At 63.1% G+C, this 23,770-nt stretch carries 14 protein-coding genes, 3 rRNA genes and 1 pseudogene; 6 read left to right on the top strand and 12 right to left on the bottom strand.

The annotated features are described in order from the left end of the window. Position 1 precedes the first annotated feature (1 nt). The 5 genes and pseudogenes from ACWZHB_RS04045 to gntA (ACWZHB_RS04025) all read right to left on the bottom strand — a co-directional run bounded on the left by ACWZHB_RS04045 (position 2) and on the right by gntA (ACWZHB_RS04025) (position 3,441). Entirely contained in the window at positions 2–640 is a 639-nt protein-coding gene (locus ACWZHB_RS04045) for a DUF1788 domain-containing protein (RefSeq protein WP_427906579.1), read from the bottom strand. After that, positions 637–1,269 (bottom strand): DUF1819 family protein, encoded by a 633-nt coding sequence (locus ACWZHB_RS04040; protein ID WP_427906578.1) that lies wholly within the window; start codon positions 1,267–1,269, stop codon positions 637–639. Before ACWZHB_RS04040 ends, ACWZHB_RS04045 begins: the two co-directional genes overlap by 4 nt. A gap of 468 nt (positions 1,270–1,737) precedes the next feature. After that, entirely contained in the window at positions 1,738–2,079 is a 342-nt protein-coding gene (locus ACWZHB_RS04035) for a hypothetical protein (protein WP_427906577.1), read from the bottom strand. A gap of 125 nt (positions 2,080–2,204) precedes the next feature. Then, positions 2,205–2,606 (bottom strand): hypothetical protein, encoded by a 402-nt coding sequence (locus tag ACWZHB_RS04030; RefSeq protein WP_427906576.1) that lies wholly within the window; start codon positions 2,604–2,606, stop codon positions 2,205–2,207. 143 nt (positions 2,607–2,749) lie between these two features. Next, positions 2,750–3,441: pseudogene (gntA, locus tag ACWZHB_RS04025) on the bottom strand (guanitoxin biosynthesis heme-dependent pre-guanitoxin N-hydroxylase GntA). A 1,047-nt stretch (positions 3,442–4,488) separates the two neighbouring features. Between gntA (ACWZHB_RS04025) and ACWZHB_RS04020 the strand changes: the two are divergent. Next, a complete protein-coding gene (locus tag ACWZHB_RS04020; protein ID WP_427906575.1) occupies positions 4,489–5,586 on the top strand; it encodes a WD40/YVTN/BNR-like repeat-containing protein in 1,098 nt (365 codons plus the stop codon). 28 nt (positions 5,587–5,614) lie between these two features. Beyond that, on the top strand, positions 5,615–5,863 hold the full coding sequence (locus ACWZHB_RS04015) for a MoaD/ThiS family protein (protein ID WP_266299262.1): 249 nt from the start codon (positions 5,615–5,617) through the stop codon (positions 5,861–5,863). Between the two features lie 26 nt (positions 5,864–5,889). On the opposite strand, the gene ACWZHB_RS04010 is transcribed toward ACWZHB_RS04015, so the two are convergent. Further along, complete coding sequence (locus tag ACWZHB_RS04010) at positions 5,890–7,266, bottom strand: hypothetical protein (protein ID WP_427906574.1); 1,377 nt, start codon at positions 7,264–7,266, stop codon at positions 5,890–5,892. Positions 7,267–7,482: 216 nt separating this feature from the next. Here ACWZHB_RS04010 and ACWZHB_RS04005 point away from each other — a divergent pair, with 216 nt between their 5' ends. Continuing rightward, positions 7,483–9,432 carry a UvrD-helicase domain-containing protein gene (locus ACWZHB_RS04005; RefSeq protein ID WP_427906573.1) on the top strand — a complete coding sequence of 650 codons (1,950 nt, stop codon included), beginning with the start codon at positions 7,483–7,485 and terminating at the stop codon, positions 9,430–9,432. 75 nt (positions 9,433–9,507) lie between these two features. Here ACWZHB_RS04005 and ACWZHB_RS04000 read toward each other — a convergent pair whose 3' ends face one another. Together ACWZHB_RS04000 and gntA (ACWZHB_RS03995) are read right to left on the bottom strand one after the other, a co-directional pair. Then, entirely contained in the window at positions 9,508–10,413 is a 906-nt protein-coding gene (locus ACWZHB_RS04000) for an ATP-grasp domain-containing protein (protein WP_427906572.1), read from the bottom strand. A 69-nt stretch (positions 10,414–10,482) separates the two neighbouring features. Next, a complete protein-coding gene (gene gntA, locus ACWZHB_RS03995) occupies positions 10,483–11,148 on the bottom strand; it encodes a guanitoxin biosynthesis heme-dependent pre-guanitoxin N-hydroxylase GntA (protein WP_427909071.1) in 666 nt (221 codons plus the stop codon). Between the two features lie 567 nt (positions 11,149–11,715). On the opposite strand from gntA (ACWZHB_RS03995), the gene ACWZHB_RS03990 reads away from it, so the two are divergent. Beyond that, a complete protein-coding gene (locus ACWZHB_RS03990) occupies positions 11,716–13,164 on the top strand; it encodes a hypothetical protein (RefSeq protein ID WP_427906571.1) in 1,449 nt (482 codons plus the stop codon). Between the two features lie 67 nt (positions 13,165–13,231). Here the strand turns inward: ACWZHB_RS03990 and rrf are convergent. From rrf to ACWZHB_RS03975, 3 genes are all read right to left on the bottom strand, one after another. Next, a 5S ribosomal RNA gene (gene rrf / locus ACWZHB_RS03985) occupies positions 13,232–13,348 on the bottom strand. A gap of 123 nt (positions 13,349–13,471) precedes the next feature. Continuing rightward, positions 13,472–16,603 (bottom strand): 23S ribosomal RNA (locus ACWZHB_RS03980). A 337-nt stretch (positions 16,604–16,940) separates the two neighbouring features. After that, positions 16,941–18,457: ribosomal RNA gene (locus tag ACWZHB_RS03975) — 16S ribosomal RNA — on the bottom strand. Together the 16S, 23S and 5S rRNA genes form the textbook arrangement of a ribosomal RNA operon. 509 nt (positions 18,458–18,966) lie before the next feature. Here ACWZHB_RS03975 and ACWZHB_RS03970 point away from each other — a divergent pair. Then, positions 18,967–19,557, top strand: coding sequence for a SanA/YdcF family protein (locus ACWZHB_RS03970; protein WP_427906570.1), 591 nt, complete (start codon positions 18,967–18,969; stop codon positions 19,555–19,557). On the opposite strand, the gene ACWZHB_RS03965 is transcribed toward ACWZHB_RS03970, so the two are convergent. Beyond that, positions 19,484–20,137: a hypothetical protein gene (locus ACWZHB_RS03965; protein WP_427906569.1), complete on the bottom strand. Its 654-nt coding sequence runs from the start codon at positions 20,135–20,137 to the stop codon at positions 19,484–19,486. The genes ACWZHB_RS03970 and ACWZHB_RS03965 overlap by 74 nt on opposite strands. Before the next feature lie 208 nt (positions 20,138–20,345). On the opposite strand from ACWZHB_RS03965, the gene ACWZHB_RS03960 reads away from it, so the two are divergent. After that, complete coding sequence (locus tag ACWZHB_RS03960; protein WP_427906568.1) at positions 20,346–23,636, top strand: DEAD/DEAH box helicase; 3,291 nt, start codon at positions 20,346–20,348, stop codon at positions 23,634–23,636. The last annotated feature ends 134 nt before the right edge of the window (positions 23,637–23,770 follow it).

Genomic DNA, 23,770 nt, shown 5'->3' with positions numbered 1-23,770 from the left:
CTCATGGCTCTTGCTCCAGAATGTCCTTGGCCCGGTAGTAGCTGTCGCTCGCGCCGAGATTCAGCGCACGGAGCTGGTGTCCGGCCGATGGGGTGAACTCATAGGTCCCCGGAAACCAAGCCAGCAACGGGTGGGCCACCACCACGCTCTGTAGGTTCTCGAGCACCGTGTGCGTACGGATGAACGGAAACACCTCACCGATACCGGTGAGGAAGACCACGGTTCGGTTGGGCGCGGTGGTGTTGGTGTTACTTCCTGGTACAGCATCGAGCCGAGCGCGGATCGCCGGGGCGAGGTGATCGTACGGATCGAGCATGCCTTGGAGCATCTCGCGGAACTCGGTCTTGTCCATCGTCGGCTCCGCCTGGAGCACGCGGTCCCAGACACCACGTTCGGTGAGGAGTTCGACGGCGAGGTCGTAGAGGTTGATGTCGACCACGCCGATACCGTCGTCACTGTGCAGCTTCGTGGTCACCCGGTCACGCACATCATCGACATCTTCGGTCCAGGTCGGCGGAAAGGGGTAGATAAAAAAGGGGACGTCCTTGGAGAGGCCCTCCATCTTCAAGAACCGGTCGCTACGCAGCACGTCGTAGACGTGCTTCTCCTCCTGAGCGAGGTTTCGCTGGGCTGTTCTCATCGCTGCACCTGATTGCCTGAGGAGGTGAATGGTGTGGTTGTCGGGAAGAACCGAAGGTCGCTGGGCGTGCGACGGGCCAACATCTCGGCGACGCGATCGGAGATTACGGCGGGAACGATGTCGCCTGTATCAGTAAGCAGACCTGCCTCCCCGAGCATCCGGAACAAGGTCTGCCGAAGCTTCTGTCGCGTGGATGACTTCAAACCGTCGAGTTCGGGATGCCACAAGCTCTTGCCGGTGATGAACCGGTCGAAGTCGTCGGCGCCTAGGCTCGGCCTCATCAGCAGGAAGCGCTCACGCAGCACATCCTCAGCGAAATCACCGATCAATGCGTAGCGGCGACAGGCTGCGGCCCACATCAGGTGGCGCTGCTCCGTCGGGCTACCGTCGACGAGTAATTCGATCTCATCGTCATCGAGCGCCGAAAGTCGCTGAACGGTCTCGCGGGCGAGCCGGATGAGGGATGAGATTGTGCGAGCCTGCAGTAAGTTGCGGTCGACAACCCGGGCACGGGTGGCCTGCCAGTCGCGAGAGTCGAGGTACATCGCCGCGACAGCCTCCCCTTCACGCGCCAGGAGACCGCCACTGGTGAACGACAATGCGAAGCGCGATTGCGTTTCGTCAGTCACGTGGCGCAAGGCCTCCCTTTCCTGGTCTCCGGCTTTCTGGGGGCGCAATAAGACTATCGGGAGCGTACGACAGTTCTGGTCGCCGGTAGACGTCATGCCATGTCGTTGATCCTCCCTCTCTCTCATGATGGGGTGCGTCGCCCCGTTCCAGCATCCCAGATCGTCAATCCCCCTCCACTGCAGCCGCGGGATCGCGACCTGATGCTGCTGGCAGTCTCCGTTATCAGCGCAATCACTACCCACGCTTCGCCCGGACATCACGCATACTCGCGAGGTCGCAGGGGAAACACAACGCGGGATACCTTGCCTGCAACCAGACTGGCTACACGCCAACGTTGTTCACGCCGACGGCCAGCACGCCGGATGGGTTGGCTGGCTGACGTATCCCCAATCCCCAGGACACCGCCAAAGCCTGGACCCACGCCCGCTCATTCGCGGGCACCCACCTACGTCGACCGCGGACAGTGTCTATTGATGTGGCATCGCATCCTTGACGGGCTTGTCGCGCACGAAGCTCGACGAGCACATCAGGTCGACCATCGAAACACGGTCGTCATTTTTCGACGGTTCGTCGCTGTAGATGGCTTTGACGACGGCGAGCTGGGAAGCCTTGTCCAACTCCGTGTATTGACCGCACGTCACCTTCAGCGGATCGCCGATGGGTGCGGGGGCACGGGTCGTGGTGGGTTGGGCGGTGGTTGTCGGCGCGGGTGCGGCGGTGGAGTCGCCCTCGCCCGAAGAGCAGCCCCCGGCCACGATCCCGACCACGCACCATGCCGAGACGGTGACAGCCAAGCGTGCAGTTCTCATCGGGTCATCATGGTGCCCAAGCTCTTTCGCCGTCAACAGGGGCGACAGTCGAGCCCGGGCGACCGACATGCGGATGCCCACCGCGCATCGAAATACGGGTGGGCATCCGGACAGAATTCAGTCGATCACGCCGCGCCGAGCGCCGCGTTGATCTTGTGCATCATCGCCGCCATCGCCGGCGCCGGCTGAACCGGGACCCAGCCCGCCTCCAGCGCCACCTGGACCGTCTGACGGAAATTGTCGGCCTCGGCCGAGCTCTGCGCGTTCAGCATCGCCATGGCTTCGGTCAGAGCAGGCAGGACCTGATCGGCCAGCGCGGCGGTGGTCTTGCCGTTCAGCACAATGTCTTTCGACTTGGCCGACAGCACGTGCCCGACCAGACCGGTGGCCGAGTTGAGGGCGAGCGAACCGGCCGTGGCGACCCTGTGCGGCTTCGCCGACACGGTGGCGAGCAGCGAGACAGCGCCGTAAGCCGCGGTGCGGATGATTGCTTTGTCCTGGTCGGCGAGGGTGATGGTGTTCGACATCGGAAACTCCTTGAAGTGGTTGGTGTTTGTGATGTCACTACTTTCGCCAACCCCGCTGACAGCGACCTGACACCAACCTGACACCCTCGGCTCGACCGAATCAGTCCTGGGTCGAGGGCCTGTCGCTCACGCAGAACACCAGTTCACGGACGCTGCGCAGCGGCGAGCTCGTGTTCGGCCGCCGCGGCGCGGGCAGAGAACGGGCACTGCCAATCGGCAGGTTTGGGGCGCCCGGAGTAACGGCGTGCTTCGGACAACGTCTCGTACTCCATCAGGTTCGGGTTGATATCGCCCTGCAAGATGATGTCCTGCTTGCGGATCTTGTCCGCCAGGCGGTCCCACATGCCGTCCGCTTTGACCCGCGCGAATTGTTCGTGGGAGTTGAACGCCAACATCGGGAACGGAGGACGTCGGCCGAACCGGCGGTGAGTCTCGTGCAGGCCGATCACGAAGAAGGATGGCCCGCCACGCTGTACTTGAACTCACCGGATTGCGGATCGGATGAACAACCGGCCGCCCAGCCGAAGCGATCGGCGTCCGCTTCGTGCAATAGTTGCAGATGCTGCCACAGCAGTTCTTCGAACTGAAGCTCGTCGACACCGCGGGGCCGTTCGAAGGTGGCGATAAAGCTAGTGAACTTGCGCGAACTCCAGTCCGCGTTACCGACGAACTCGGCGAGATCCGCGGCCATCAGCCGAGCTGACTCCTCGCCGCCCATCACGTCGTAGTGGCAATGGGTGATACCGCCCTGACGCCAGGCGGAGCGACCCGCCAGACAGGCGAACCGGTCGCCGAGCAGGAAAGTCTCCAGTTCAGCTCGCGCCTCTGTCGTCAACGCCGGTGTTCCTTCCAAGCACGCGTCCCCGGCCGAACGGGTGAGCTTCGATCCGCTCGGCGAAAGCAGCCATCTCCACTGTGCTGCGCGGGTGATCCTCTCAGCCGACCAGGAGGATGCGCGAATCGAGCGAACCGTCGCTAACAAAGGTTTGCCCGCACGAAGGCCGAAAGCGACAAGCGTCCGTGTCGCAGATCACGCGTTCCGAAACGGCTCAGCGACCGGGTTCGTCCGGTCGCGACGAACCAGAGTCATCGCCCGGCGCACCCTCGGCAGACCCGATCCTGCGCGGCCTCGCCATCCGCCGAGACCGGCCATCCCCACCGACACGTTTGCGCCGCGAGGCGTCGAAGTCGAGAAGGCTCGCATCATGCTCGGCACCGCCGGCAGCATCGACCCCGGACCGCACCGCCGGGTTGACGGGAAACGATCCTGATTCGCGCTGCAATTCCGCGCGCGTCACCGGACGGGTAGCCGCCGGATCGTAGCCACCATCCGGAACCCAGGGCGCGCGCCGATCCGTACTGGTCTCCGCCTGACGTCGGCGCGGCCGCCTCGGCAGCCGCACCACATTCGAGGGCCCGTCCTCGGCTGGCGGACCGCCCGCTTCCGCAGCCCTGGACTCAGCCAACTTCCGACGCAGCCGCTCCACCACGTCGAATCGATGCTCACCGGGTCCCCCCATGGACCCTGGTCCTGTTTCCTGGTCCGACATCGAACTAACCGCAGGCAGGCACCGCAACACCCGTCAACAACACAGCACCCACCACCTCGAACTTCGTCCTACTTCTAACGCTCACCTTGACATTCTGCCTCACGACCCCATCCCCCGTCTCGACCCCGTGGCACTCCGAGGATGCACGATCCGGCGACAGCGCGGTCAACGATGCCCGGGCTGCAGCTCGGACGCTCGGCGCGCCCTCCACTGACGCGTGTTCGGGAGGAGGTCACATCTCGATAGCGAATGCCCCGTGAAGTCCGCAGGTGCTGTCGGTGGTGCGGCGTAGTGTCACGCGTGTCGGCGTTGTGACCAATCGGAGGTTCGCGATGGACGTGCTGCTCGGGATCGGAACACGTAAAGGGCTGTTTCTCGCTCGTAGCCAGGACGGGCGGGCAAGTTGGACTGTGTCGGCGCCGCAGTTTCCGGTGGCTGATGTGAAGGCGTTGGCGATTGATACCCGGGGAGCGACGCCGCGGGTGCTCGCGGGGGTGTTGAACAGCCATTTCGGGCCCACGTTGGTGGTCAGTGATGATCTCGGGGAGACGTGGAGTGAGCCCGATGACGCGCCGCTGGCCTTCCCGGAGGACACCGGGGCGGCGTTGCAGGGTGTTTGGCAGATCGCGCCGGCTACCGATGCTGAGCCGGATGTGGTGTACGCGGGGGTCGAGCCGTCGGCGTTGTTCCGGTCGGCTGATCGTGGTCGGACGTTCGAGCTGGTGAGGGGGCTTTGGGAGCATCCGCATCGGCCGCAGTGGGAGCCGGGCGGTGGCGGATTGGCTTTGCACACTGTGCTGCCGCATCCGGTCGATACGCAGCGGATGGCGGTGGCCATGTCCACCGGCGGGGTTTATCAGACTACCGATGGCGGGGAGTCGTGGGCGCCGACGAACAAGGGGGTCACCGCGGATTTCATGCCTGGTGAGTTGCCGGAATGGGGGCAGTGTGTGCACAAGGTTGCCCTTGATGCCGAGTCGCCCAGCACGATGTATCTGCAGAACCATGGTGGTGTGTTCCGCAGTACCGATGCGGGGGTGAGCTGGCAATCGATCGACGGTGGGTTGCCGCCGTCCAATTTCGGCTTCCCGATCGTGGCGCATCCGCGTAGGCCAGGGGTGATCTATACCTTCCCGCTGGTGGCGGATATGGATCGATTCCGCTTCCCGCCCGATGCCACCTGCGCGGTGTATCGCAGCGAGGATGGCGGCGAGACGTGGTCGCAGCTGGCCGACGGACTGCCGAAGGTGCCGTTCTGGGCGGCGGTCATGCGCGATGCCATGTGCGCCGACAATGCCGACCCGACCGGCATCTATTTCGGCACTCGCAACGGCGAAGTGTATTGCAGCGCGGACGAAGGCGATCATTGGCAGCTCGTGGCCGACAAGCTGCCGGACGTGCTGTGCGTGCGCGCCGCGGTTATCGGGTGACGCGATGGCTCGCGTGTGCTTGCCCTCCATGCTCCGCACTTACGTCGACGGCGCCAAGGAACTCGATGTCGACGGTGCGACCTTGCAGCAGGTCCTCGATGCGCTGCGCGAACGATCGCCAGGTTTGGAGCGTCGGCTCCGCGACGAACGCGGGGCATTGCGCCGGTACGTGAATTTCTATATCGACGGGGACGAATGCCGTCTGCTCGACGGTCAGGACACCGCTGTCGACGCGCGCACCGAGGTGATGATCATTCCATCGGTCGCCGGCGGATGACAACGTATTCCGTTGGGGTCCAGCACCTACCGGTAATAGGGAGTGGCCTGCACCCAGTGGAACCCGCGCGAGACAGCCGGGTACTGCGAGAGGTCGACCTGGTCCAGCTGCATTCGCACCGGCCGACCGCCGAGCGTGCCCTCCAGGATCAGCCGATCCGATTGCGGCTGAACGTAACTGAACGTCGCGAGCTTCCATTGGTGTGCTGTGTCTTTCGACAGCGTGATGGTGTGTTGGTCGGTGTCGATTCGAGCGGGGAAGGAGAGAAGTGAATCGTCCAGCCGCTGCACGGTCATCCCCTGGGGGATATCGAAGATGATGCGACGGAATCGTTCGGTGAGGTTTGGTATTGCGCTGGTCGTCGGCGATTCGCGAAAGTCGACCAGTGCGGGTTTCTGCTCGCCCGCGACCGAGTACTCGGTGACGTTCCAGATGCCGTAGAGCGGTGACTTGGGCCGTGCGTTGCCGTAGGTGTGCCAACCGTCGTATGCCTCGACGGTCATGGCGCAGAGCAGCCAGATACCCATCAACACCTGGGCCGCCAACAGGATTCGGTTGCCACGCGGTGTAGTCAGCAGTGGTGTCGACTTCCGCGACTCGACGGCGCGGCCGAGTAGCGCCCGAACGAGCCGGACGATGTCAGGTGCGGCCAAAACTGTTGCGTACAAGAACAATTGCAGAGCGAACAGCTTCACCGGCACATCGAAGCTGAGATTCATCAGGAGCACCTGCAGCGCGACAACAACGGCGAGCACAGACCCTATCCCCGCGGTCAGCGGCAGCACAAGCAGCAGCGCCGCAACAACTTCCGCTGCACCGAGAGCCATCTCGTACGGCTCAGACAGCGACGACTGCGCCCACAGCACTGCCATCGGACTCATGTTCCCGAACGGTTCGACCAACCGCTCGAGGTTGAACGACATCTGCGTCGGCAACACCTTGATCAGCCCGTACAGAAACAGCGCGCTGGCCAGGGACATACGCAGCAGCAATCGGAACCACTCATACAGGCGCGCGTAGTTCGGGCGACGGCGATCGAGCACCGACCACGCGACAGTGACCGGTATGCCGACCAGGACCAGGGTGAGAACAGCCGCCCATTTCGCCGCCGTATCTCCACTGCCGGTGACCGCGTAATCGATGGGCACGTCGAAGACCTGGGCGCCGACCCAGTCGGTGAGCGGATGCAGCGCCGTCCACTTGGCGACCTCGGTCACCGTCGCCTGCGGCAGTCCGAAGGTACGCAGCAACGCGTGCAGCAGCCACACCCCCGCCATCCCGACACCGACGACAACGAACCCGAACCGGAACAGCACCCGAACCGCGGGATGCCACCGCTCCACTGCCTCCCGCTCGATGTCCATGACCTCGGGCTCCCGCTGAGCCAACTCCCCTGTAACCATCCACACTCCTACGGTCGAAAGCCGTCCGGGTGAAACGCTATGGGAGCGCGGACAACCGGGAAATCCGGCAAAACCGTTGCCCCGAGCATTCGGGCCACACCTTCTCCGGGGTCGGCCGCCCGATCTGCCCGCGACCGGAGTCGGAGTCAACTATGTTGGGAGACAACGGGTTAGCTTCGGCAACGAATGCGCCAACCAGGGTTCGAGGGGGAAACCATGGCCAACATCCGACGTGAACGCCGCCTACGAGCGGCCGAACAGGCACTCGCCGAACAGGGCAACCTGAGCTCGCCGGAACGTCGCGTTCTCACCGGCATTCTCGCCACCGAGGGCTGGCATCTGCTGACCCGCCGGGGACCTCGACGGCCCGGCCACCCCACCGCCTTTGCGATCGGCCCCACCGGTGTATTCGCGATCGTGTTCGCCGCCACCACGCCCGACGCCTCCGAACTCGGCGATCTGCGCAAGCACGCCGAAGAACCCCTCGTGCGCCTGACCGCCGCCGACTTCCGATTCGTCCCGCATATGGTCGAGATCGTCGTCGTACTCCCCGGCCGAATTCGTACCGAATCCGATGGTCGCGTCCACGTCGTCGACGAACCAGGCCTGCTCGACACTCTGATCCGCCGCGAACGACGGTTCAAGCAGGCCCGCGCCGCCCAGCTCGCGGCCTCCAGCGTCGAAAGATTCACCCGCCTGCACCTCGACCTGCCCACCACCGACGAGCCCACCGAACTCGCGGGCCTTTTCACCGAAACCGACCTCAATGAGGCCGAACGCGCCGCCGCCCTCGCCCGCCCGTTCAGCGACTGGATGACCTTCCTCGACCCTGCCCAGCTCACCCTGGTGCAGACCAACTTCACCGGTCCCGCTCGCATCAGCGGGCCGGCAGGCACCGGCAAGTCCGTAGTTGCCTTGCACCGCATGGCCCACTGGGCCAAACGCCACCAGGGCCGCCTGCTGTTCACCACCTTCGTCAAGACTCTTCCCACGTTCCATGAACGCGGCTTCGCCCATTTGGCACCGAGGGCGGTGGATCGCGCGGTCTTCACGGGTTTGCATGCCTGGACCGTCAAATTTCTCGGCGAGCGGGGCGTGCCGTTCAACCTCGACGACAAAGCTGTCGACGCCGCGCTCGCCGATGCCTGGCGCGACGTTCGCGGAACCTTGGACAAGGTCAAGGACACCGATTTCGGCTATTGGCACGACGAGATCGACCGCGTCATCAAAGGCCGGGGCCTGCCGAGCGTCGAAGCGTACAAGCAGGTGCGGCGCCGAGGCAGGGAGGGAATCAGCCTGCACGGCAAACGCCGCGAATTCGTCTGGAAACACTGGTATCAGCCTTACCAGCGGGGCCTCGAAGCCCGCGGCGCCCACGACTTCAACGACCTGATCTCGCTCGCCATCGAAGAACTCCGTGCGCGCCCCCTCACCGAGCGCGAGAGTTTCGACCTGGTGGTCGTCGACGAAGTCCAGGACTTCACGCTCTGCCAACTACAACTCGTCTACGAAATTGCCGGCGCCCGACCGGATTCTCTGCTCCTACTGGTCGGTGACGGCCAGCAGCAGGTATACGCAGGCGGCTGCACACTCTCCGAGGCGGGCATTCCACTGGTCGGTGGCCGCGGCCGCGTGCTGCGCACCAACTATCGCAACAGAGCCGCGATCCTCGACTACGCCCGGCGCATCGAAGCCTCCGACACCGTCGACGACCTGGACGGCGGCACCGGCGTCGTGCTGCGCGACAGCGACGCCACGCTCCCCGACGGCAAAGTCGTCGAGGAGTTCAGCACCCGCCGCCAAGCGGAGTCAGCAGTGCCCGCGGCGATCCAGGCAGCGAACCTGACCGGCGCCGACATCGCAGTGATCGTCCCTTACCGCAGCTACATCAGCCGCTACCTGACCATCCTCCGCCGAGCAGGCTTCCCCGCCATTCCCCTGGAACACTACGACGGCACCCAAACCGCCGACATCAAAGTCGGCACCATCCACCGCGCCAAAGGCATGGACTTCACCGCTGTCTTCCTCCTCACCAAACAACCCCCGCCCAACCTCACCGACCTCACCCCCGGCGCCCGCGACCAGGCCGAACTACAAGCCCGCCAGCACCTGGTAGCCGCCAGCCGAGCCCGCGACTACCTCTGGGTCGGCCTGCTCACCGATTGACGCACCCGAACACGGACAGCGGCCCACTGAGAACCATTCGGCCTCAGCGTCCGGGAACCCTGCGATCGAGCCGTCTCATTGACCGCCGGGAACAGCGGGACTACTCGCCGCGACCAGCGGCCCGATCAGAGCCATGGCATCCACACCCGGCGGCAGGTCGCTGACCTGCCCATCGCCGACTTCGATCACCCGCCAGCTGCCATCCGCACGGCGCGCGATGTCGGTGGTCACGAACCGGCAGCCGAGGGCCGACACCGCAGGCGCCACTACCGACAGGTCGGGTTCGGGGCACACCGCCGGATCATCGGGATGTGGTCCGACCAGGACGGGTTCACCGTCGAGCCACCACACCCTGGCCTCCGCCGCCCGACCGCCCCCTTCGTCGGTGAAGTCCTCGAACTCGCGCAGCACGACCCCACCTGCCAGGTACTCCCCTTGCAACTCGAGGAACCGCTCGACGACGCGCCGCAGCGCGGCGACATCAGCCAGATCGGGCACGAAACAGGCTGTGTCCCACTCATCCTTACGAGATTTCACGTAGTCCTTGACGATTCCCGCGCCCGGACCGAGCGACCCGGCCAGTCCCGCCAGCACCGACTCACCAGGCACTTCCCCCGGTTTCGCCTCCGTCCACCGGGACCGCGGTGTCAACTCGGCGAAGAACTCATACCACCCCGGCAGTTCGTGGGCCTTGGCGTAGCACTCGGGCGAGACCGCCAGCGCACAGCCGCGCCCCGAAAGCGCCTGGGCCAGTTCACGATAGCGATCCACCGGAATCATCCACCCGCGATACCACATCGTCCCTGCGGACCGCGGCACCCGCCGCACGGCCGCTGCCGCATCCCCGGCGATGAGCGCATCGTGGTCCAGCAAGGCGACCGTCCCATCAGCGGTCCGCACGGCCTCGGCCTGCGCGGCGAAGTGGTCGTCGACCCCCCGCGGATTCAGGGGGTCAGAACAGAACAGCAATGTTGCGGGCACCGCCGAATTCTATTGCTTTGAGCAGGCGACAACGGCCTCACAGACGTTCACCCAGCGCTCATGCCCCGATCAAGCGTGCTGCGTCCCCGCCAATTCCCGTTCCGCCGCGGGGCGAGCACTGAACGGACACTGCCATTCCACCGGCTTGGGTCGCCCGGAGTACCGCCGCGCTTCCGACAACGTCTCGTACTCCAGCAGATTCGGATTGATATCCCCCTGCAGCGAGATGTCCTGCTTACGGATCTTGTCCGCCAATCGATCCCACATCCCGTCGGCCTTGATCCGCGCGAACTGCTCATGCGAGTTGAACGCCAGCATCGGAAACGGTGGCCGCCGCCCGAACCGCCGATGCGTCTCGTGCAGTCCGATCACGAAGAACGGATGCCCCGCCACGCTGTACTTGAACTCACTGGACCGCGGATCCGACGAACACCCGTCCGCCCACGCGAACCGATCCGCGTCCGCCTCGTGCAGCAACTGCAGGTGCTCCCACAACAACTCCTCGAACCGCAGCTCATCCACCCCACGCGGCTGCTCGAACGTCGCGATGAAACTGGTGAACCTCCGAGAGCCCCAGTCGGCCCCACCCACGAACTCCGCGAGATCCGCCGCCATCAACCGAGCCGACTCTTCGCCACCCATCACGTCATAGTGACGATGGCTGATCCCGCCCTGGCGCCAGGCGGAGCGACCCGCCAGACAGGCGAACCGATCTCCGAGAAGGAACCGCTCCACCTCAACCCGCGCATCCGTCGTCAACCCCGGCGATCCTTTCCAGCCACATCTCAACACCGAACGAGTGCGCACCGATCGAATCGGCGAATTCAGCCACCTCGCTCGCACTGCGCGCTGATCCTGTCAGCCGACCGGCCAGTATGCGAATCGATCGACATGGCGTCGATTTCCTTTTCCCCGCTCGAGGGCCTGGTAGGACATACTCACGTGCTGCGAATCACGTCCGCTGCGGCGCACTGCGGGGGCCACACGACCCTCGGCAACGAAACCGCTGCTGGTGGCCACAGTGGTCCGACATCCAGCAATCGGTCGCGGCGATCAGCGCGACGGTTGATCTGTTCAACCATCGCATGCTCCGAGTTCATTGCGGCCAGACGACGCTGAACTGTCACTACGCGCAGTCGATGCGGCAGCACGGGTGCTGAACTACTTTGGTAGGCAGCGGGTTCCACAATGTCGGCTGATGGGGAGGATCAGAACGTGGTCGATGGTGAGCGGACGCAACATGCTTGGCTTGTTCGGGCGGGGAGTCATGGGCAGCGGGAGGCGCAGGCTCTAGCGGAGGGGTTGGCGATTGTCGGGTGGGATGAGGTGGGGGATCTCGGGTTGTATCGGACCTGGGAGGAGCTGAAGGCGGGGGTCCGGGGGTCTTATCCCGACGCGTCGGCGACCGTGGTGGGGAATTGGGCGGGGCAGCTGTGGAAGTTCGGTACTGAGATCGTGGAGGGCGATCTGGTGGTGATGCCGTTGAAGGGGAAAGCAGGGGTGGTGGCGATCGGGCGAGTGGTCGGGGAGTACGAGTATCGGCCAGAGCCTGAGTCATTTCGGCAGGTGCGCAGGGTGGAGTGGGTGCGTGCCGATGTGCCGTGGGAGGCTGTTCGGTCTGATCTGCGGGCCAGTCTCGGATCGCTGCTCACGGTGTGTGGGCTGCGACGGCACAATGCAGCGGTGCGGATCGCGCATCTCGCTGAGCACGGGAGCGATCCCGGATATGTGGGCGATGTTGCGGCGACCGGGTCCGATGAGCTGCTCGCCGAGGCCGGTGCGCGGGATGCGGGGAATCCGCGGGAGTTGACTGTGCGGAGTCTGCTCGAGCACTGGGGGTTCGAGCGGCGGACTGCTGCCGCGGTCGCGATGATCAAGGCTGATCTCGCGGAGAACGGGCTCACCACGCGGCCGCCGTTCACCGAGGGGCCGCTCAGTGAGGTGATCGCGATCGTGCCGCTCGAGAGTGAGCCGGCGGTCGGCACGCGAAGTGCGGAACGGGCATCGGTCGAGAATGTCGTCGAGCCCGAGCCGATGACACGACGGTTGGGAAGCCTGCCTGCGGTGCTGGTGTGGGTGTCGTCGAGTGTGGAACTCACGACCGCCAAGACGACGATGGTGCGGCATCAGTATTCACAGCTGGCCGTGATCGATGAGCATGACGGGACGTATCACGGGGCGGTGACCTGGGAATCGATCGGGCGGGCGCATATCGCGACGGATCATCCGACGCTGGCCGATGCCACGGTGCCCGCGGTCGTGGTGGATCATGATGCGCCGCTACTGGATCAGATCGAGGCGATCTACGACAACGGGTTCATCTTCGTGCGGGATCCGGATCGGGTACGCGTGACCGGGATTCTCACCGCTGCCGACCTGACACGCCAATTCGGCACACTGGCACGGCCGTTCGTCCTCATCGAGGAGGCCGAGAACCGGCTGCGCAGGGCGGCGCGGGATCACCTCGACACCGAGGACTACAAAGCGGCGGCGCCGAAGAATCGGCGGGCGTATGTGACCGAGCCCGAGCATCTGACGTTCGGCGGGTACGTGCATCTCCTGCAGAGTCCGACCAGTTGGCGCAAGCTCGGGTGGCGGCTTGATCAGAATCAGGTGATCGAGCTGGTCGAGCAGGTGCGGCTGGTACGAAATGAATTGATGCACTTTGCCACAGACCCGCTGTCTGCCGGGCAAGAAGCAGCTGTGCACGGGCTGCTCCAGGTGCTGCGGACTGCGGAACCCAACCCGTGACGCAGCTCGGCCTCAAGGGCACGCAAAAAGGCCCCCAACCAATGGTTGAGGGCCTTTCGCAATGATGTTCCGGCAGTGTCCTACTCTCCCACACCCTGTCGAGTGCAGTACCATCGGCGCAGGTGGCCTTAGCTTCCGGGTTCGGAATGGGACCGGGCGTTTCCCCACCGCTATAACTACCGTAACTCTATGAAACTATCGACAGCGCTCCCCACCCAAAAAGCGATCCCGTGAAGAATCACCCCTTTGGCGGGTGTGCTGCAGTGTCTGTTGTTTCAGAAACCGCACAGTGGACGCGTAACACCTTCGTAGTAAGCCCTCGGCCTATTAGTACCAGTCACCTACACCAGTTACCTGGCTTCCAATTCTGGCCTATCAACCCCATGGTCTGTAGGGGGCCTTAACCCATCAAGTGGGAGAGAAACCTCATCTTGGAACAGGCTTCCCGCTTAGATGCTTTCAGCGGTTATCCCTTCCGAACGTAGCCAACCAGCAGTGCTCCTGGCGGAACAACTGGCACACCAGAGGTTCGTCCGTCCCGGTCCTCTCGTACTAGGGACAGCCTTCCTCAAGTTTCTTACGCGCGCGGCGGATAGAGACCGAACTGTCTCACGACGTTCTAAACCCAGCTCGCGTGCCGCTTTAATGGGCGAACAGCCCAACCCTTGGGACCTACTCCAGCCCCAGGATGCGACGAGCCGACATCGAGGTGCCAAACCATCCCGTCGATATGGACTCTTGGGGAAGATCAGCCTGTTATCCCCGGGGTACCTTTTATCCGTTGAGCGACACCGCTTCCACTTGCCGGTGCCGGATCACTAGTCCCGACTTTCGTCCCTGCTCGACCTGTCAGTCTCACAGTCAAGCTCCCTTGTGCACTTGCACTCAACACCTGATTGCCAACCAGGCTGAGGGAACCTTTGGGCGCCTCCGTTACATTTTGGGAGGCAACCGCCCCAGTTAAACTACCCACCAGGCACTGTCCCTGAACCAGATCATGGTCCGAGGTTAGAAGTCCAATACGATCAGAGTGGTATTTCAACGACGACTCCCACAACACTAGCGTGCCGCTTTCACAGTCTCCCACCTATCCTACACAAACCGTACCGAACACCAATACCAAGCTATAGTGAAGGTCCCGGGGTCTTTTCGTCCTGCCGCGCGTAACGAGCATCTTTACTCGTAATGCAATTTCGCCGAGTCTGTGGTTGAGACAGCAGAGAAGTCGTTACGCCATTCGTGCAGGTCGGAACTTACCCGACAAGGAATTTCGCTACCTTAGGATGGTTATAGTTACCACCGCCGTTTACCGGGGCTTAAATTCTCAGCTTCGCGGACAAAGTCCGCTAACCGGTCCTCTTAACCTTCCGGCACCGGGCAGGCGTCAGTCCGTATACATCGTCTTACGACTTCGCACGGACCTGTGTTTTTAGTAAACAGTCGCTTCTCTCTGGTCTCTGCGACCCCACCCAGCTCCAAGAGTAAATCTCTTCACCGGGCGTGGTCCCCCTTCTCCCGAAGTTACGGGGGCATTTTGCCGAGTTCCTTAACCACAGTTCTCTCGATCGCCTTAGTATTCTCTACCTGACCACCTGTGTCGGTTTGGGGTACGGGCCGTGTACCAGCTCGCTAGAGGCTTTTCTCGGCAGCATAGGATCACTGAATTCCCCTCAACGGGTACGCATCACGTCTCAGGCTACATGTTGTGCGGATTTGCCTACACAACGCCCTACACGCTTACACCAGGTATTCCATCACCTGGCCCAGCTACCTTCCTGCGTCACCCCATCGCTTACCTACTACAACCGGGGTCCTGTGCAGCAATCATCCCTCTCACCCGAAGGCTCGATAAGACAACATTTGGACAGTTAGCACAACTGATTCAGCATTGGGCGCGGATACACGGGTACGGGAATATCAACCCGTTGTCCATCGACTACGCCTGTCGGCCTCGCCTTAGGTCCCGACTCACCCTGGGCGGATTAACCTGGCCCAGGAACCCTTGGTCATTCGGCGGACGAGTTTCTCACTCGTCTTTCGCTACTCATGCCTGCATTCTCACTCCCGTGGCCTCCACAGCTAGTTCACACTGCTGCTTCCACGGCCACAGGACGCTCCCCTACCCATCCACACACCTGGCCCTGCACGAATGCAGGACGGGTTATTGTGTGAATGCCGCGGCTTCGGCGGTGTACTTGAGCCCCGCTACATTGTCGGCGCAGGATCACTTGACCAGTGAGCTATTACGCACTCTTTCAAGGGTGGCTGCTTCTAAGCCAACCTCCTGGTTGTCTAAGCGACCCCACATCCTTTTCCACTTAGTACACGCTTAGGGGCCTTAGCCGGCGATCTGGGCTGTTTCCCTCTCGACTACGAAGCTTATCCCCCGCAGTCTCACTGCCACGCTCTCACACACCGGCATTCGGAGTTTGGCTGACTTCGGTAAGCTTGTAGGCCCCCTAGGCCATCCAGTAGCTCTACCTCCGATGTGAAACACGTGACGCTGCACCTAAATGCATTTCGGGGAGAACCAGCTATCACGGAGTTTGATTGGCCTTTCACCCCTACCCACAGCTCATCCCCTCAGTTTTCAACCTAAGTGGGTTCGGGCCTCCACGACGTCTTACCGTCGCTTCACCCTGGCCATGGGTAGATCACTCCGCTTCGGGTCCATAATGTGCGACTGAATTTCGCCCTATTCAGACTCGCTTTCGCTACGGCTACCCCTCAACGGGTTAACCTCGCCACACACCGATGACTCGCAGGCTCATTCTTCAAAAGGCACGCCATCACCCCACGTACAAGTACGAGGGCTTTGACGGATTGTAAGCGCACGGTTTCAGGTACTATTTCACTCCCCTCCCGGGGTACTTTTCACCTTTCCCTCACGGTACTAGTCCGCTATCGGTCACCAGGGAGTATTCAGGCTTACCGGGTGGTCCCGGCAGATTCACAGCAGATTTCACGGGCCCGCTGCTACTCGGGAGACATCCACAACAGCCAAGAAGTTTTCGTTTACCGGACTATCACCGTCTATGGCAGGCCGTTCCAGACCACTTCAACTAACCACTTGGTTTCTTACTGTTGCTCGACTCGGCAGAGTCGAGAAGAATGTTCCCACTACCCCAACCAGACAACGACTGCCGTCTATCACATCTGATTGGTTTAGCCTCATCCGCTTTCGCTCGCCACTACTCACGGAATCACTGTTGTTTTCTCTTCCTGTGGGTACTGAGATGTTTCACTTCCCCACGTTCCCTCCACACACCCTATATATTCAGATGCGGGTAACACGACATCACTCGTGCTGGGTTTCCCCATTCGGAAATCCTCGGATCTCAGCTCGGTTGACAGCTCCCCGAGGCTTATCGCAGCCTCCTACGTCCTTCATCGGCTCCTGGTGCCAAGGCATCCACCGTACGCTCTTAAACACTTACTAACAAAGATGCTCGCGTCCACTGTGCAGTTCTCAAACAACACACCCGCACCGGATTGATTTCCTGACCTACTCACCAACCCGAAGGTTGCCGGCGGTTTCGAAGGAGATCCGAGCGGATCGTTTGTTTTGCCTTGAAAAAACACTGTCGCGTGTTCTTTCAGGACCCAATAGTGTGTCGGTATACCCATCGCGACCCCGGACTGAGCCGGTGTCGTATGCGATGAAATTTGTCAGTGTTCCACCCATGAGCGTCCGCAGTTCCACGAAAGGGAACTAAACGGTCTCTGACACAACCTCATCCACCTGTGTGGAGAGATCATGTAGATGTGCTCCTTAGAAAGGAGGTGATCCAGCCGCACCTTCCGGTACGGCTACCTTGTTACGACTTCGTCCCAATCGCCGATCCCACCTTCGACGGCTCCCTCCACAAGGGTTAGGCCACCGGCTTCGGGTGTTACCGACTTTCATGACGTGACGGGCGGTGTGTACAAGGCCCGGGAACGTATTCACCGCAGCGTTGCTGATCTGCGATTACTAGCGACTCCAACTTCACGGGGTCGAGTTGCAGACCCCGATCCGAACTGAGACCGGCTTTAAGGGATTCGCTCCACCTCGCGGTATCGCAGCCCTCTGTACCGGCCATTGTAGCATGTGTGAAGCCCTGGACATAAGGGGCATGATGACTTGACGTCGTCCCCACCTTCCTCCGAGTTGACCCCGGCAGTCTCTCACGAGTCCCCGCCATTACGCGCTGGCAACATAAGATAAGGGTTGCGCTCGTTGCGGGACTTAACCCAACATCTCACGACACGAGCTGACGACAGCCATGCACCACCTGTACACCGACCACAAGGGGGCCTACATCTCTGCAGGTTTCCGGTGTATGTCAAACCCAGGTAAGGTTCTTCGCGTTGCATCGAATTAATCCACATGCTCCGCCGCTTGTGCGGGCCCCCGTCAATTCCTTTGAGTTTTAGCCTTGCGGCCGTACTCCCCAGGCGGGGTACTTAATGCGTTAGCTACGGCACGGATCCCGTGGAAGGAAACCCACACCTAGTACCCACCGTTTACGGCATGGACTACCAGGGTATCTAATCCTGTTTGCTACCCATGCTTTCGCTTCTCAGCGTCAGTTACTTCCCAGAGACCCGCCTTCGCCACCGGTGTTCCTCCTGATATCTGCGCATTTCACCGCTACACCAGGAATTCCAGTCTCCCCTGAAGTACTCTAGTCTGCCCGTATCCCCTGCAAGCTTAAGGTTGAGCCCCAAGTTTTCACAGAAGACGCGACAGACCGCCTACAAGCTCTTTACGCCCAGTAATTCCGGACAACGCTCGCACCCTACGTATTACCGCGGCTGCTGGCACGTAGTTGGCCGGTGCTTCTTCTACAGGTACCGTCACTTGCGCTTCGTCCCTGTCGAAAGGGGTTTACAACCCGAAGGCCGTCATCCCCCACGCGGCGTCGCTGCATCAGGCTTTCGCCCATTGTGCAATATTCCCCACTGCTGCCTCCCGTAGGAGTCTGGGCCGTGTCTCAGTCCCAGTGTGGCCGGTCACCCTCTCAGGTCGGCTACCCGTCGTCGCCTTGGTAGGCCGTTACCCCACCAACAAGCTGATAGGCCGCGGGCCCATCCTGTACCGATAAATCTTTCCACCACCGACCATGCGATCGGTGGTCATATCCGGTATTAGACCCAGTTTCCCAGGCTTATCCCGAAGTACAGGGCAGATCACCCACGTGTTACTCACCCGTTCGCCGCTCGTGTACCCCGAAGGGCCTTACCGCTCGACTTGCATGTGTTAAGCACGCCGCCAGCGTTCGTCCTGAGCCAGGATCAAACTCTCCGTTGAAGACTCTCGAAAACACCCCGAAGGGCGCAATCAAAATTATCTAACTAGAGTCCGAAAACCTAGCAAAGCCAAACACCAGCAAAAAATTTCGCTGTTGTTTATGTCCAACCTCCCACGACCGGGGGGTACGCGAAGGTTGGAACCAATAATAAATATTGGCACTGACATTCATCGACACACTATTGAGTTCTCAAAGAACACACGCACACACTTCTACCCACAACTTCTCGGAGGGGTTTCGGCGAGGCAAGGGTTCGTACTTTAGCTCAGGCAACCGGTCGGAAGCAAATCCGTACCGAGTCGTTCTGAACACATGATCAGCCAGGCGCTCATCGTCCTACCTCGTGTCTCGGCCGCTGGGCGGCTGAGTCGGTGTCCGTGTCGCTCTGACTCGAATAAAGTTACGTGTCGACATTTGCAATGTCAAATCGCCTAGTCAGGGGATATTTTCGCAGCGTTCATGTATGAAAGTGCGCATGGCGGACGAACATAGCGGGAAGCGTCGGCGGTTGCGCCGCATCGCGCGGGCTGGAGTTGTGTTGGCGGGCGGCCTCGCGTTGGTGACGGCCGGGGCGAACATTGCCATGTGGACTTTGTCGTCCGGCCATAGAAGTGATGTGGCTTCCGCGCCCAGCGCAGCTGTCGTCATCATCCCGGGCGCCAGAGTCGCGCCGGACGGAACTCCAATGGCCTATCTACGGGGACGCCTCGATGTGGCGATCGAGTTGGTCGAGGCAGGCAAGGCCAGGGAGATTCTGCTGTCGGGCGATGCCGGCGGGTCGTCGGGCGATGAGATCGCCTCGATGACGCGCTATCTACTCGACCATGGCATCGACCCGGCCATTGTTCGATCCGACGGTGCGGGGCTGTCCACACGGGAGACCTGCGAGCGGGCGAGGTCGCTGTTCGGGGTCAACCGCGCGATCATCGTCAGCCAGTATCAGCATCTGCCTCGGGCGGTGGCATTGTGCCGGGCCGCGGATATCGAGGCCGACGGCGTGGTCGCCTATTGCGAGTGCAGGCGCGTCACCGAGGTACGCAACAACGTTCGTGAATGGCTGGCAGCACCGAAGGCCGTCGCGGAGATGATTCTGCGCTGAGGGCGCGCCTGGACCGCAGTGCGGCGACGAACCGACGCCACCGCGCGGGGCGCGCCGGCGGTCGCGCGGGTGGCGTTGTGACCATCTGCGGTATCACCGGCGCGTAAGGCGGGCCCGCCAGCAGGATTCGGCATCCTTGCCGAATCTCTTCGCGGATCTTCGGCGGGTCGGCGAACTCCAAATACGCCGACAGCGACTCGAACTCGCGGGCCAGGTCTTCCAGATCCGGTGCGGGCGAATCCGGGTATCCGGCCAGTTCCAGGAGTTGCGCCGTGATCGCGCCCAGGTGATGGGTCGAGGCGCCCTCATCTGACAGCAGAGCTGTCGCGTGGTGTCGCGCCCGGCCGACTCGGACAGCGACCTCCCAGGCCGTCCAGTCGTTCACCACATCCAGTTCGGCCAGCGCGGTGCGGAACAGCTCGGGGGCGCCGCCGCAGTCCGTTCGGTGCAGACAGGCGAGTTCGAGCAGCGCGGGACTGTCGAGTCCGCGGGCCAGCGCCTCGGCAGCGGCCATCGACAGGTCCTCGTCGTCGAGCTCACGGAGCACGAACAGTTCTGCCGCGTGGGCCAAGTCGTCCATGATCCCAGCGTGCGCGGCGGGAGGTGAACGGGTCAAAGGGTTTTCCGGTGCGGCTAAGGGCGGTGGGGACTTGCCGCGGCGGTAGGACCAGCGCCGATGGTTCTCGCCACGGCGGGCGGAAGCATCGGGGTAACGTGCCGGCGTAATCCGGATCGCGTACCGTGATCGGGGTTGTCTGCAATGATCGCCGACCGGATTGGGGTGCATCGTGAGCGGTTCCGAGCACGCCGCGCGGCTCGTGCGTTTCTGGCAGACCGTGGAGTTGTTCGGTCCGCAGTTCGTGCCCGACGTCGAGAACAACGGGCTGGTGGTCGACCTCGCGGCGGATGAGCTCGCGCCGTGGGAAAATCTTGCCGCGCTACCGGTGTTGAAGACCGGGCGGGTGTGGCAGTTCGTCGTGTACGGCGGCTTGTTCGAAGTGGGGCGTGCGCGGGAAGCGCTGGTGCGGACATTCGGTGAGGACCAGCTCGAGGCCGACGCTCGACGGGCCGGGACCACAGCGGCTTTCGCGGTGACGCTGACCGACGGCGGAGTGGTCGTCGGGGGCTCGGCGACGTTGTCGGGGTTGGCGTGGGCCGTGAATCGGTTGCGCGCGCCGGGTCCGAACGATGCGGGCTGGGCCGACGGGTTCGAGCATGATTCGGCGGCATTCACCGCCGCGCTCGACACACTCACCCGCGATACGCAGCCGGACATCGAACAGATGGGTCCGGCACCGCGGTGGCGTGCACTGGATGTGGCGGGACGCGGGGTGGCGGCCTCGGTACTCGCCGCGGGTGCGGACGGGGTCATCTCGCCTGGGCTCGCCGGGATGTCGGCCTCGGCTTTCGCCGAACGGTTTGCCGTCGAGTTCGATGAGGACGTTGTCGATGCGCCCCGGTTGACCGGTCGAGACATGCAGACTCTCACCGGCGAACTGTGTGCCGCGCTCGGCATTCGATCGGAGTTGCGGGCGGGCGGTGTGCGGGTGGCGTGCGTCCAGGTCGCGGCGCGTGACGCGGACAGCGACGCGGCCGAGGATCGGCTGAACAGCGGGCTCGGCGCGGACCTGGCCGAGCTGGCGAAGGCGGTGGAGCGCGGCGATATCGGTCCGGCGCTGCGTGATTACCTCGCGGCGCCGGAAGCGCTGCCTGTCGATGACCGGATCGATGTGCGCCGACGACAGGATGCGGTGGTCGAAGGGCTGCTCCCCCACCTTATTCCGGACGGCCGGTGGCCCGGCGACGCGCTGGTGTCAGGACAGCAGTTCGCGGTCGACCGCGCGCTGTCCGAATTACGCGATGGTGCGGGGATTTTCGCGGTACACGGTGCGCCGGGGACCGGAACGACGACGATGCTCAGGGACCTGTTGGCGGGAATCCTGGTCGACCGTGCCGCGCAGCTGGCGGCCTTCGATGATCCGATGGCGGTGTTCGCGGGGGTCACCGAGCAGGTCCAGGTAGCGAAGAACTACACGGTGGGCGCGCACCGGTTGGCGAACAGCGTGACCGGGTTCGAAGTGGCGCTGGCGACGGGCAGCGACGCCGCCGCCGCCGAGGTGGTAGCCGAGATCCAGCATCGTGGCGCGATCAACGGCGAACTCAATCATTTCACCGACCTGGCCGAACTCGTCGGCGGTGAACCGGCGTGGGGGTTGGTCGCCGCGGCACTGGGCGGGACGCGGCGCGCGTTCGCCGAGCAGTTCTGGTTCGGGGATCGGTTCGCCGCCGAGCGGAAGACCGGGACACCGAACGGTGGAATGCTCGACATCCTCAAACAGGCTGAGGCCGACCAGGATTCGATTCCGGATTGGCCGACCGCGGTTCGCGACTTCAGCACTCGTCGCGCCGAGGTGCGCAGGCTCGCCCAAGAGCGGCAGAACGTCGCCGACGCGGTCGCTGAGCTGCCCGCCATGAACGCGGGGTTGCAGTCGATGTCGGCGGAGATCGCCAATGCTGATGACGCACACGCACATTGGCGCGAACGTCATCAGCTGGCAACCGAGCACCTGCGAGCGGCGCAGTCCGCGCACCACCGGGCAGGCAAGTTCCTGACCGAGCACGGTGGGCTCAAGCCGGGATTCATGGCATCGCTGTCGACGGGCTTTCGGGCCGGTCGACGGTGGAGTGCGCGCAGCAATGAGTTGCTGCGCGAACGGCACATCGCCGAGGCGGAGATGCGGCGACGCCAGACCGAGGTCGAGTACACGCGCGACCAGTGGGCGGCGGCGGCCGAGCACGGGCGCACGCTGATTCGCGAGCACGTCGAGCTGACGGAGCGACGGCTGGCGGCGCTGGACGTTATCGAGCGTGGACGCGAGAATTGGTCGCGGACAATACCTTTCGGTGATGTCGCGGGTGACGACGAGCAGTTCCAGCTGTGCAATCCATGGGCTGACGAGCAGTACGCCAGCGCGCGGCGTGAGCTGTTCCTGTCGGCGTTGAAATTGCATCGCGCGTTCTTGCTGAATGCGGCGCCGCGGGTACGCGACAACCTGATCGTCGCCATCGCGTTGATCCGTGGCGAGCTCGCTGTCGCACCGAAGCCGGAAACCGTCGCGGCGGCGTGGCAGACGCTGTTCCTCGCGGTCCCGATGATCGCGACTACCTTCACCGCGCTGCCCCGGTTGTTCGCCGGGCTGGGGTCCGAGGCGCTCGGGTGGTTGTTCGTCGACGATGCCGGGCAGGCGGCGCCGCAGTCGGTGGCAGGCGGATTGTGGCGAACTCGGCGAGCGGTGATCGTGGGCGATCACCGTCAGCTGGGACCGGTTGGGGCGCTGCCGACTTCGGCGCAGGAAGCGCTGGTACAGCAGTACGGGCTCGATGCGGAATGGATGCCGGATCAGGCGTCGGCGCGCCAGGCGGCTGATCGCGGGGTGCGCTACGGAACGTGGCTGATGCCGTCGGATTCGGTCGCGCCGGTGTGGGTCGGCACGCCGTTGCGGGTCCATCGGCGCAGCGACAGGCCGATTTTCGAACTCACACATCACATCGCCTACGACGATGATCTGCTGGTGTTCGGCACGCCGGACCGGCCGGAGTTCCCCGGACATGATCGGTGGATCGATGTCAGATCGGCACGGGCCGAAGGCAATTGGATTCCCGGCGAAGGTGAAGCGCTCGCCGCCCTGCTCGCGCAATTGACCGAGGACGGGGTGGCCGCGGCCGACATCCGGGTGGTCAGCCCGTTCCGCGATGTCGCCGACGGTGCTCAGGAAATCGCGCGCGAAGTGCTGGGCGCGGACTTCGCGGAGCGGCAGGTGGGAACTGTCCATGCGATGCACGGCAACTCGGCCGAGGTAGTCGTATTGATCTTGGGCACCTCGCCCGCCGCGGGCGGATCGCGCCGGTGGGCAGCGACAAACCCGAACGTGCTCAACACCGCGGTGTCACGCGCCCGGCGACGGGTCTACGTGATCGGCAACTACCGGCTGTGGAGCAGCCAACGGTATTTCGCCGACCTCGCCCAGCGCTGGACAGTCGAGACCGAGCAACTGGTCGATCAAACCGTGAGCCAATAGAAGCCGAATGCCTCGATCCACAGGACGTTAACGGCCGTTCGCGGCGGATAACGGTGACCGTCCACCGCCCAACGATTCGGTCTCCGACCTGGTGGTTGCGGCGAGGTAGCGAGACAATGAGCGATGCGTCTCAA

The sequence above is a fragment of the Nocardia sp. FBN12 genome, assembly GCF_054031145.1.
Note: the sequence above shows the minus strand (reverse complement) of the source record. Positions and strands in the feature narration are given on the sequence as shown.

Coding starts and splice junctions, on each gene's coding strand:
- ACWZHB_RS04005 (WP_427906573.1), top strand. CDS start 7,483: ATGGCCAACATCCGACGTGAACGCCGCCTACGAGCGGCCGAACAGGCA.
- ACWZHB_RS04035 (WP_427906577.1), bottom strand. CDS start 2,079: ATGAGAACTGCACGCTTGGCTGTCACCGTCTCGGCATGGTGCGTGGTC.
- ACWZHB_RS04010 (WP_427906574.1), bottom strand. CDS start 7,266: ATGGTTACAGGGGAGTTGGCTCAGCGGGAGCCCGAGGTCATGGACATC.
- ACWZHB_RS04020 (WP_427906575.1), top strand. CDS start 4,489: ATGGACGTGCTGCTCGGGATCGGAACACGTAAAGGGCTGTTTCTCGCT.
- ACWZHB_RS04045 (WP_427906579.1), bottom strand. CDS start 640: ATGAGAACAGCCCAGCGAAACCTCGCTCAGGAGGAGAAGCACGTCTAC.
- ACWZHB_RS04015 (WP_266299262.1), top strand. CDS start 5,615: ATGCTCCGCACTTACGTCGACGGCGCCAAGGAACTCGATGTCGACGGT.
- ACWZHB_RS04030 (WP_427906576.1), bottom strand. CDS start 2,606: ATGTCGAACACCATCACCCTCGCCGACCAGGACAAAGCAATCATCCGC.
- ACWZHB_RS03965 (WP_427906569.1), bottom strand. CDS start 20,137: ATGGACGACTTGGCCCACGCGGCAGAACTGTTCGTGCTCCGTGAGCTC.